Here is an 11,527-nt window from a genome sequence, read left to right as displayed (position 1 = left end):
CGGCGTGCTGGCCGACGGCAAGCGTTTCGTCAATGAAGCCGACGGCTACTACGACTACACCGCAGCCATGGTTGCCGCCGTGCCCGAGGGCCAGGAAGTGGCGTCCTGGATGATCTGCGACCACCGCTTCCAGCGGCGCTATGGCCTGGGTTATTCGCGGCCGTTCCCGCTGCCGGTGGGGGCGTTGCTGCGCAGCGGCTACCTGCAGCGGGGCCGCAGCATCGAGGAACTGGCACAGCGCTGCGGCATCGACCCGCAAGGCCTGGCCGCCACCGTCAACCGTTACAACCAACACGCCCGCCAGGGCACAGACCCGGAGTTCGGCCGCGGCTCGACACCCTACAACCGCAAGCAGGGCGACCCGATGAGCACAGGCAGCAACCCCTGCGTGGCGCCCATCGAGCACGGCCCGTTCTACGCGGTGAAGGTGCTGCCCGGCAGCTTCGGCACCTTCGCCGGGCTCAAGACCAACGGCCAGGCCCAGGTGCTGGACGTGGCGCAACAACCGATTGCCGGGCTGTATGCGGTGGGCACCGACATGGCCAGCGTGATGGGCGGCTTCTACCCCTCCGGAGGCATCAACCTGGGCCCGGCCATGACCTTCGGCTACATCGCCGGGCGCCACGCCGCCGGGGTGACGGACGCCGCCCAGCGTGCGCAGAGCCCGCAGCCAATCATGGAAAAATAAACCTCGGGGCAGCCCCTGTCGGAAGCGACGCGGGGCTGTATAGTCGCGGCGAAAATGCCCCGTGAAAGGACTCTCCATGCTTTACCGATTCGCCGCCGACGCCCTGGTGCTGTTTCACCTGTCGTTCATTCTCTTTGTGCTGTTCGGCGGCTTGCTGCTGTTGCGCTGGCCGTGGCTGATCAGCCTGCACCTGCCGGCCGCCATCTGGGGCGTGGCGGTGGAAGTGTTCCACCTGGAATGCCCCCTGACCCGCTGGGAAAACCTGCTGCGCCACGCCGCCGGACAAGAGGGTTATGGCGCCGGTTTTATCGAGCATTACCTGATCCCGGTGATCTACCCCGCCGGCCTGACGCCCGGCATCCAGCTGTGGCTGGGGGCCCTGGTGCTGGGCCTCAACCTGCTGGTCTACCTGCGCTTGGTACGGGGCTGGAAACAGCGCCACAACGCCAAGGGCTAGACCTTGAAACGCGCCACGGTCTGATGCAGTTCGCCGGCCATCTGCGCCAGTTCGTGGCCGGCGCTGTCGGTGTGTTGCGCCCCTTGCAGCACCTGCTCGGACAAGGTGCGAATGCCCACCAGATTGCGATCCACCTCCCGCGCCACCAGGGCCTGTTGCTCGGTGGCACTGGCGATCATCAGGTTGCGTTCGTTGATCTGGGAAATGGAGCGGGTGATGTCCTCCAGGGCATCGCCCGCGCGCCGCGCCACCTCCAGGGTGCTCAGTACCCGCTCGCTGCTGCCTTGCATGGCGTTCACCGCCTGGCCGCTGTCCTGGCGGATATTGCCGATCATCTGCTCGATCTCCTGGGTCGATACTTGGGTGCGATGGGCCAGGGCCCGCACCTCGTCGGCGACCACGGCAAAGCCGCGCCCGGCGTCCCCGGCCCGGGCCGCTTCGATGGCCGCGTTAAGGGCCAGCAGGTTGGTCTGCTCGGCGATGCTGCGGATCACGTCCAGCACCGAACTGATGTCCTGCACCCGCCCGGCCAATTGCTGGATATGCCCGGCGGTGTCGTTCACCCCTTCGGCCAGGGCATTGATGGAGGCCACGGTTTCCTGCACCTGGGAACGGCCGCGCTGGGCACTTTGCTCCGAGGCCCGGGAGGCTTCGCTGGTGCTCACAGCGTTGCGCGCCACTTCATCCACGGCAGCGGTCATCTGATTCACTGCCGCCGCCGCTTGCTCGATCTCCAGGCCCTGCTGTTGCAATTGCAGGCTGGTCTGGCTGCTGACCGCGCTGAGTTCCTCGGATGAACTGGCCACCCGGTCCACGGACGCAGCAATGTGCTTGACCATGCCATTGAGGCTGCCTTGCATCTGCTGCATGGAGCGCATCAGGCTGGCGGTGTCGCGGGCGGCGACAGGCACGTCGATGGTCAGGTCGCCCTGGGCAATCTGGCTCAAGACCTGGGCAGCGGCATCGGGCTCACCGCCCAAAGGTCGCGTCACGCTGCGGGTGACCGCCACCCCGGCAGCCACCACCGCGCCCACGCACAGCACAAACAGCAGCACCATATTGAGGCGCGCGTCCCGATACAGGGCGTCGGCGGCTTGTTCGCGTTCGCTGAAAATCCGTCCTTGCAACGCCATCATCGCGTCCAGGCTCTGGTAGACCCGCTGTTCGGCGGGCATCACTTGCTGCTTGAGCTGGGCCATGGCCGCTTCGGTGGCGCCCTGGCGGATCAGCCCCTGGACCTGCATAAAGGCCGCGACATAGGCCTCGCGATGCTGCTTCAACTGGGCGTAGGCGGCCTTGCCCTCGGTGGAATCGAACAGCGGTTCCAGGGTGGCAAAGGCTTGGGTGATGCGTTGTTTGGTGGCCTCGATGGCCGGCGGGACCTGGGGGTTGTCCTTGTCGATCAGCAGGTCGCGGGTGTTGCGGCCGTTATCCCGGACCCCGGTGGCAATCACCATGATCGGGTCGATTTTCGGCCAGTCCTGCTGGACGATCTGGGCGGCCTGGTCCTTGAGGGTGGCCAGGTCATGCACGGCATACAGGCCCATGCCCAGCAACGCCACCGGGGCGATGGCAAAACCCAGGGCGATACGTTGTGCGGTACTCAATGTGGCCATTTCAAATGCTCCCTGATCAATACCGGCCTACAGGCCACGCATTTGAAATTCTCTACAGCAAGATCTCTACCAATTCCCTCGGGCGCTGCACCACCGCACAGCGCCCGGGGAAGTTCAAAACGCCGGCCTTAGGCGGCGGCGATTTCCACGTCCTGGCCATTCAGGCGCACCGGCCACACCCGCAGGCGTTGCTCCGGGTCTTCCAGGCAACGCCCGTCGGCCAGGCAGAAGTGCTGCTTGTACAGGGGCGAGGCGATCACCAACTCACCCTTGATCGACCCCAGCAGCCCGCGGCCAATCACGTTGGCCCCCGACTGCGGGTCGTGGTTGTCCAGGCCAAAGAGCTGCTGGCCCTCGGCGTCCGGCAGGTAGAACAGCGCCACCTGGGCGCCCTCGAACCAGGCCACCACCCCGGAGTTGCTGACCAGGTCCTGCTGGCCGCACAGGCGCTGCCAGTGCTGCGGCTGGATGGAATTGACGCGTTGGCTATTGGACTGGCTCATCAGAGCACCTCCTCGACGACGGGAATCAGGTTGAGTTCAGCGGCCATCACCGGACGCCGTTGGCCGCGCTCCTGGACAAAATGAATGTCCGGGTCGGGGCGTTGATCGTTGACGAAGGTCCGGAAGCGCTTGAGTTTTTCCGGGTCCTTGAGGGCGTTGGCCCACTCGCATTCGTAGCGGTTGACCACCAGTTGCATCTGCGCTTCCAGCTCGGCCCCCAGGCCCAGGCTGTCGTCAATGATCACCGCCTTGAGGTAATCCAGGCCGCCCTCCAGGCTTTCACGCCACACCGAGGTGCGCTGCAGCTTGTCGGCGGTGCGGATGTAGAACATCAGGAAGCGGTCGATGTAGCGGATCAGGGTGGCATCATCCAGGTCCGTGGCGAACAGCTCGGCGTGGCGCGGGCGCATGCCACCGTTGCCGCTGATGTAGAGGTTCCAGCCCTTTTCGGTGGCGATCACCCCGACGTCCTTGCTTTGCGCCTCGGCGCACTCACGGGTGCAGCCGGAAACCGCGAACTTGAGTTTGTGCGGCGAGCGCAGGCCCTTGTAACGGTCCTCGATCAACAGCGCCATGGCCACGCTGTCCTGCACGCCATAGCGGCACCAGGTGCTACCCACGCAGGACTTCACCGTACGGGTGGATTTGCCGTAGGCGTGGCCGGTCTCGAAACCGGCGGCAATCAGCTCGGCCCAGATATCCGGCAACTGATGCAGTTGGGCACCAAACAAGTCGATGCGCTGGCCGCCGGTGATCTTGGTGTAGAGGTCGTATTTCTTCGCCACCTGGCCGATCACGATCAGCTTGTCGGCGGTGATTTCACCCCCGGCGATGCGCGGCACCACCGAGTAGGTGCCGTTCTTCTGCATGTTGGCCATAAAGGTGTCGTTGGTGTCCTGCAACGGCACCAGGGACGCGTCCATGATCGGCTGGTTCCAGCACGAGGCGAGGATCGAGCCCACCGCCGGCTTACAGATGTCGCAGCCGGTGTGGCCACGGCCGTGCTTGGCCAGCATTTCGTCGAAACTGGTCACACCCTCGACCCGAACCAGGGCATAAAGCTCCTGGCGGGTGTAGGCGAAGTGCTCGCACAGGCTCTTGTCGACGCTGACACCACGGGCGATCAGTTCATGCTCGAACACCTGCTTGAGCAAGGCCGCGCAACCGCCGCAACCGGTGCAGGCCTTGGTGCTCGACTTGAGTTGACCGAGGTCGCTGCAGCCGCCGTCGATGGCCGAGCAGATGGCGCCCTTGGTGACGTTGTGGCACGAGCAGACCGTGGCCGAATCCGGCAAGGCGCCCGGGCCCAGGGTCGGTGCGCCGCTGGAGCTGGGCAGGATCAGGCCCGCCGCGTCGGCCGGCAGGGTGATGCCGTTCTGCATGTATTGCAGCAGGGTGTCGTAGTAGCTGTTGTCGCCCACCAGCACCGCACCGAGCACGCGCTTGCCTTCGGCGTCCACCACCAGGCGCCGGTAACTGGCGCTGGTCTGGTCGATGAACTGGTAGCTGCGCGAGCCCGGAGTGTTGCCGTGGGCGTCGCCGATGGAGCCTACATCCACCCCCAAAAGCTTGAGTTTGGTGGACATGTCCGCGCCCTGGAAGGGTTCGGCGTCCTGGCGGCACAGGCTCGCGGCGACGCCGCGGGCCATCTGGTAACCCGGGGCCACCAGGCCGAAGATGCTGCCGTTCCAGGCCGCGCATTCGCCGATGGCGTAGATGTCCGGGTCGCTGGTCAGACAGGCGTCGTCCACCGCCACGCCACCACGCGGGCCCAGTTCCAGGGCGCACTGGCGAGCCAGGGCGTCTTGCGGACGGATGCCGGCGGAGAACAGCACCAGGTCGGTTTCCAGGTACTCGTCGTTGCCGAAATTCATCCGGTAGCGGTACTCCTCACCCGGGCAGATCGACTGGGTGCCACGGGACAGGTGCACGCCGACGCCCAGGCGTTCGATCTGCGCCTTGAGGGCCAGGCCGCCCTGCTCGTCCAGCTGCACCGGCATCAGGCGCGGGGCGAATTCCACCACGTGGGCTTCCAGGCCCAGGGACTTCAGGGCGTTGGCCGCCTCCAGGCCCAGCAGGCCGCCGCCCACCACCACGCCACGTCGGGCATTGGCGGCGGCTTTGCGAATGCCGTCGAGGTCTTCCAGGGTGCGATACACCAGGCGCGAATCGCCCTCGGCGCCTTCGATCGGCGGCACGAATGGATAGGACCCGGTGGCCAGCACCAGCTTGTGGTAGTTGAAGCAGCCGGCGGCGGTGATCACTTCATGCCGCACGCGGTCGATCTCCAGCACCGGCACCCCCAGGTGCAGGGTCACACCCGGGCGCTGGTACAACGAAGCTTCGCCCAGGGCCAGGGACTCGGCGTCACGGCCAGTGAAATATTCGGACAGGTGCACGCGGTCGTAGGCACGCATCGGCTCTTCGCTGAACACGTGAATCCGGTAGTGGTCCAGGGCGCCACGCTCGATCAGTTGTTCGACGCAGTGGTGGCCGACCATGCCGTTACCGATCACGATCAGGGTTTGCAACTTGTTCAAAGGGGCAACAGTGGCGTTCATAAATAGCACCCGGTCAAAGCCAATCACGGTTTAAAAAAGCAAAAAAAAAGCGCCTGAAACCTTGCGGTTCCAGGCGCCTTTGCCTGTTCTTTTGCGGTGTGCAACCGGGCCTCTGTGCCTGATCCACCGTTACTGCCCCAAGACCTTCGGGTCGATCGATCTTCGTTGACCGACGGGGCTGTCCACTCGAATGCGTTCTGGGTGGACCTGATCCCGGTCTTGCAGCCTTTGTGCCAGGCCGGCCTCAACCACCCCTCGACGCGCACCCAAAACCTCCCTTCAAAGGCACGAATCACGTGGCCTGCAGCGAATCACCGGGGGCAAATCCCAGCCGTCACCAGGCCCTGCCGCGCCCCTTCCCCACTCGCTGTCAATTGCCTTGGCTTGGTGCAGGCCAGCCCCCCGGGCGCTTTATAAAAGTGCAGGACGCCCCTGCCCCGAACGCCTTCGCCCATGCCGGCGTTGGCCCACGCAAAGCCCGGCCGGCGCGGCGCCAGGGCCAGTCAGGGCCGCCGCCAACGGTTCTGGCGCGGGCTTTGCTAGGAACCCCTCGATAGGCAATCAACGCAGACTGCCGACCAACGACAAAGGCGCCGTGTACCCCCCTGGATCTTCAAGGGAGGGCTACAGGGCGCCTTTTTTGTTTTCGGCGGTTGAGCCGCGAGCAGGATTTTTCGAGGGACGAGGATGGCAACTAACAGCGTGCGTAGCGTCTGCCCTTATTGCGGCGTGGGCTGCGGCATCGTCATGACGGTGGAGCAGAACCGGGTGATCAAGGTCGCCGGCGATCCCCAGCACCCGAGCAACTTCGGACGCCTGTGCACCAAGGGCAACACCAGCGGCCAGGCCATCGCCGAATCCGGCCGGATGGACAGTGCCTACCTGCGCCAGGAACGCCAGCGCGATCCGGCGCGCTTGGGCATGGACCAGGCCATCAGCGAAACCGCCCAGCGCCTGCGGGCCCTCCTTGACGCCCACGGCCCCAGCGCCCTGGCCTTCTATGTGTCCGGGCAGATGTCCCTGGAGGCCCAATACCTGGTCAACAAACTGGCCAAGGGGTTTGTCCGCACGCCCCACATCGAGTCCAACTCGCGGCTGTGCATGGCCAGCGCCGGCAGCGGCTACAAACTGTCCCTGGGCGCCGACGGCCCGCCGGGTTCCTACGAGGACTTCGAGCGCGCCGAGCTGTTCTTCGTGATCGGCGCGAACATGGCCGACTGTCACCCGATCCTGTTCCTGCGGATGATGGATCGGGTCAAGGCCGGGGCCAGGCTGATTGTCGTCGACCCCCGGCGCAGCGCCACCGCCGACAAGGCCAGCCTGTTCCTGCAAATCAAGCCCGGCACCGACCTGGCCCTGCTCAATGGCCTGCTGCACCTGTTGCTGAAAAACGGCCACACCGACCCGACCTTTATCGCCGCCTTCACCCAGGGTTGGGAGGCCATGCCGGCGTTTCTCGACGACTACGACCCGGCCAGCGTCGCCGCCATCACCGGGCTGGCCGAAGCCGATATCCGCCTGGCCGCCCAGCAGATCGGCGAAGCCGCCGAGTGGATGAGCTGCTGGACCATGGGCCTGAACCAGAGCACCCACGGCACCTGGAACACCAACGCCCTGTGCAACCTGCACCTGGCCACCGGCGCCATCTGCCGCCCCGGCAGCGGGCCGTTTTCCCTGACCGGGCAACCCAACGCCATGGGCGGCCGCGAGATGGGCTACATGGGCCCCGGCCTGCCCGGGCAACGCTCGGCGCTGGTGGACAGCGACCGCGCCTTTATCGAAGACCTGTGGCAAATCCCCGCCGACAGCCTGCCCCGGGACGGCGGCAGCGGCACCGTGGCGATGTTCGAAGACATGGCCGCCGGGCAAATCAAGGCGTGCTGGATCATCTGCACCAACCCGGTGGCCAGCGTGCCCAATCGCCAGACCGTGATCGAGGGCCTGCAACGAGCGGAGTTGGTGATTACCCAGGACGCCTTCCTCGACACCGAGACCAACCGCTACGCCGACATCCTCCTGCCCGGCGCACTGTGGGCCGAAGCCGAGGGGGTGATGATCAACTCCGAACGTAACCTGACCCTGATGCAGAAGGCTGTGGAGCCCCCGGGAGAAAGCCTGCCGGACTGGCAGATCATCGCCCGGGTGGCCTGCGAGATGGGCTTTGCCGAGGCCTTCAGCTACGCCTCCAGTGCCGAGGTGTTCGAAGAGATCAAGCGCGCCTGGAACCCCAAGACCGGCTACGACCTGCGCGGTGCCAGCTACGAGCGCCTGCGCCAGAGCCCGCTGCAATGGCCCTGCGCCAAGGCCGACGGGCCGAACCGCAACCCCATGCGCTACCTCAACGATGGCCTCAGCCAGACCCTCAAGGTGGCGGCCGACGGCAGCCGCCCGGCGATCGTGTTCCCCACCGAACATGGCAAGGGGCTGTTCTTCCCCCGCCCGCACATGGACCCGGCGGAGATGCCCGATGACGACTTTCCGATGGTGCTCAACACCGGGCGCCTGCAACACCAGTGGCACACCCTGACCAAGACCGGCAAGGTCGCCACCCTGAACAAACTCAACCCCGGGCCCTTCGTTGAACTGCACCCCCAGGACGCCACGCGCCTGGGCCTGAGTGACGGCGACTCGGTGGAAATTCGCTCCCGACGCGGCCGCGCCGTGTTGCCGGCGCGGGTCAGCGACCGTGTGCTGGCCGGCAACTGCTTTGCGCCGTTCCACTGGAACGATGTGTTTGGCGAACAGTTGGCCATCAACGCCGTGACCCACGACGCCGTGGACCCCGTGTCCCTGCAGCCGGAATTCAAATTCTGCGCGGTGGCCCTGCAGAAAGTGGCGCTGATCGAGCACCACTTTCTCGACCAGGCCGGTGGCGCGCCCAGCCCTTCTTCTTTGTTACCCGAGGACCGCAGCATGTCGCGCATCGAGGCCTTCGCCGAACTCGCCGGTATTCGCGCCGTGGCGGCGCCCAGCTTGAATGACAACGAGCGCATCTACCTCGCCGGCTTCCTCAGCGGCCTGCACACCAGCACCGCCCAGCCCGGCGCCGGTGTGCCCACCCTGCCTGCCAGCGCGCCCCTGGCCGGCACCACGCGACTGTGGCTGGACGGCCTGCTGGGCGGGCTGTTCAGCCACAGCCAAGGGGCCCCTGCCACCTCGGCCGCAGCAACCCTGCCCGAGCCGGCCAATGACGCCCCGCACCTGACCCTGCTCTGGGCCTCGCAGACCGGCAACGCCGAAGCCCTGGCCGAACGTTTTGCCAAGCGCCTGCGGGACAACGGCCTGGCCGTGGACGTCAGCGCCATGGCCGATTTCCCGCCGAGCCGATTGGCCAGCACTCAGAACCTGGCCCTGATCAGCAGCACCTTTGGCGACGGCGACCCACCGGACAATGGCCAGGGCTTCTGGGACAGCCTCAACACCGCCGAGACCCGCCTGGAGTCCATGCGCTTTGCCGTGCTGGCCCTGGGCGACCCCAACTACGACCAGTTCTGCCGCCACGGGCGTCAGCTTGACCAGCGTTTGCAGGCCCTGGGCGCTACGCGGCTGCTGGAACGGGTGGACTGCGACACCGAATTCGAAGCCCCGGCCGAAGGCTGGCTGCTGGCCTTGCAACAGGCCTTGAGTACGCCCAGGCCTGGCGCTGCCCTCGACGTTAAAACCGCGGTCAAGGTAGAAGCCGCCAGCACCCAGGCCAGCCCCCTTGAAGCCCCGAGCAAGACCCGGCCCTTCGCCGCGCGCCTGCTGCACAACCAGCCCCTCAACGGCCCGGGTTCGAACAAGGAAACCCGCCTCTTCGCCCTTGACCTGGCGGGCTCAGGCCTGCACTACGAGGCCGGCGATGCTCTCGGCGTATGGCCGCGCAACTGCCCGCAACTGGTGGAGGAAGTTCTGCACCTGACCGGCCTGGATGCCCAGGCTCCGGTGACCCTGGAGCGCCACGGCGAGATGCCCCTGGCCCAGGCCCTGGGCGAACACTACGAGATCGCCCGGCCCAGCCCGGACACCCTGCGCTTTATCGCCCAACACAGCCGTAACCCGGAACTGGGGGCGCTGCTGAACAACCCGGACAAACAGCAGCTCAAGCACTGGCTGTGGGGCAAGCAACTGGCCGATGTGCTGCAAGAGCACCCCATCGACTGCAGCGCCGGTGAGTGGCTGGAGGCCCTCAAGCGCCTGCAACCGCGCCTGTATTCCATCGCCTCCAGCGCCAAGCTGCACCCCGAGCAGGTGCATCTGACCGTGGCGGCCGTGCGTTATGGCCAACGCAAGGGCGTGTCCTCGACCTTCCTCGCCGACCGCGCCGCCGATGGCGACGTGCCGGTCTTCCTGCAAGCGTCCAAGCACTTCCGGGTGCCCGCCGATGGCGACCGCCCGATGATCATGATCGGGCCCGGCACCGGCATTGCGCCGTTCCGCGCCTTTCTGCAAGAACGCCGGGCTCGGGGCGACCAGGGGCGCAACTGGTTGTTCTTCGGTGAACAGCACGCTGCCAGCGACTTCTACTACCGCGACGAACTGCAAGGCATGCAGCGCGATGGCTTGCTCAGTGAACTGAGCCTGGCGTTCTCCCGCGACCAGGCCGAGAAGATTTATGTCCAGGACCGCATCCGCGAACAGGGCGCCGAGCTCTGGCGCTGGCTGCAGGACGGCGCCCAGTTGTACATCTGTGGCGACGCCAGCTGCATGGCCCGGGACGTCGACCAGGCCCTGCGCCAGGTGGCCCAGCAGCACGGTGGCTTGAGCAGTGAAGACGCCACCGACTACTGGCGCACCCTGAGTGAACAGAAGCGCTACCTGCGGGACGTTTACTGAGGGCGCAACGACGCGGGCTCAGGCGTCCCCGGGCGCCTCGGCCAGCAGCCGTTCATGGGCGGTGGTCATGGCCTGCCAGGTGGCGGGGTCGGCGGGAATCAGGTGCTCGATGCGCAAGGACGCCACGGTGATGTCCTGGGGCATGCCGAAGGTGGTGAAGGTGGAAAGAAACCCCAGCTCGCCAACCGGGCTGCGCACCCGGGTCAGGAGCAAGGGGCTGGCCATCTGCTCGGTGGTGTCGCTGGAGATCCCCGCCGGCACCGGCAAGCCGCCAAGGACCTGGGCCAGGGCCGGGCACGCTGGGGCTTCCCGGGTCGCCCGCTGCCAGGCGACCTGGCGGATCTGCTCGGCATTGATCAGGTGTTCACCAAAGCCGCCGGGGGCCAGCAAGGTGTGCAACAGATTGAAGCCCTCGGCCGCCGCGGCCGGCAGCCCCACCAGCTGGAACAAGGCCGCCGCACCGCTGTTGGCCGCCAGCACCTGCCACGCGCTGTCGAGGACAATCGCCGGGGCCGGGTTGTGCGCCTGCAACACGTGCAACAACGCACCGCGCACCGCCGCCATGCCCGGGTCGGTAAGGGGCAGCGCCGGGTAACGGGGCGCATAACCGGCCGCCAGAAAGGCCGCGTTGCGTTCTTCCAGGGGCGTGTCGAGGGCGCTGAACAGCGCATGCAACAGCGCCGGGCTGGGCTTGGCGCGGCCGGTTTCCACACAGCTCAGGTGACGTTGGGACAGCCCGGATTGCAGGGCCAGCTCCAGTTGGCTCAGGCGTGCGCGCTGGCGCAAACGCCGCAGTTGCGCGCCCACCGCTGGGGTTGGGGGATGAGGTACAGCAGAAATTTCAGGCATGGGCGACTCTGGCATTGGCCACGGGTGGCTGTCTATGA

General features: G+C 66.4%; 7 protein-coding genes. 3 read left to right on the top strand and 4 right to left on the bottom strand.

Going from position 1 to position 11,527, the window contains the following annotated elements; all coding sequences use genetic code 11:
• The coding region (locus tag M1B35_RS26470; protein ID WP_268263535.1) for an FAD-binding protein at nt 1–688 on the top strand (688 nt) is incomplete at its 5' end.
• Between the two features lie 76 nt (nt 689–764).
• Nucleotides 765–1,145: a DUF2784 domain-containing protein gene (locus M1B35_RS26465; protein WP_268263534.1), complete on the top strand. Its 381-nt coding sequence runs from the start codon at nt 765–767 to the stop codon at nt 1,143–1,145.
• Here the strand turns inward: M1B35_RS26465 and M1B35_RS26460 are convergent.
• The 3 genes from M1B35_RS26460 to nirB all read right to left on the bottom strand — a co-directional run bounded on the left by M1B35_RS26460 (nt 1,142) and on the right by nirB (nt 5,825).
• A complete protein-coding gene (locus M1B35_RS26460; RefSeq protein WP_123331726.1) occupies nt 1,142–2,761 on the bottom strand; it encodes a methyl-accepting chemotaxis protein in 1,620 nt (539 codons plus the stop codon). The two genes, M1B35_RS26465 and M1B35_RS26460, sit on opposite strands and share 4 nt — an antisense overlap.
• 128 nt (nt 2,762–2,889) lie before the next feature.
• Nucleotides 2,890–3,264, bottom strand: coding sequence for a nitrite reductase small subunit NirD (gene nirD, locus M1B35_RS26455; protein ID WP_268263533.1), 375 nt, complete (start codon nt 3,262–3,264; stop codon nt 2,890–2,892).
• Nucleotides 3,264–5,825, bottom strand: coding sequence for a nitrite reductase large subunit NirB (nirB, locus tag M1B35_RS26450; protein WP_268263532.1), 2,562 nt, complete (start codon nt 5,823–5,825; stop codon nt 3,264–3,266). Before nirB ends, nirD begins: the two co-directional genes overlap by 1 nt.
• Nucleotides 5,826–6,512: 687 nt before the next feature.
• On the opposite strand from nirB, the gene M1B35_RS26445 reads away from it, so the two are divergent.
• On the top strand, nt 6,513–10,640 hold the full coding sequence (locus tag M1B35_RS26445) for a bifunctional nitrate reductase/sulfite reductase flavoprotein subunit alpha (protein WP_268263531.1): 4,128 nt from the start codon (nt 6,513–6,515) through the stop codon (nt 10,638–10,640).
• Between the two features lie 18 nt (nt 10,641–10,658).
• Here the strand turns inward: M1B35_RS26445 and M1B35_RS26440 are convergent, their stop codons facing one another.
• Nucleotides 10,659–11,489: a helix-turn-helix domain-containing protein gene (locus M1B35_RS26440; RefSeq protein WP_268263530.1), complete on the bottom strand. Its 831-nt coding sequence runs from the start codon at nt 11,487–11,489 to the stop codon at nt 10,659–10,661.
• Between the last annotated feature and the right edge of the window lie 38 nt (nt 11,490–11,527).

The organism is Pseudomonas morbosilactucae (genome assembly GCF_023241665.1).
Classification (GTDB): Bacteria; Pseudomonadota; Gammaproteobacteria; order Pseudomonadales; family Pseudomonadaceae; genus Aquipseudomonas; species Aquipseudomonas morbosilactucae.
Note: the sequence above shows the minus strand (reverse complement) of the source record. Positions and strands in the feature narration are given on the sequence as shown.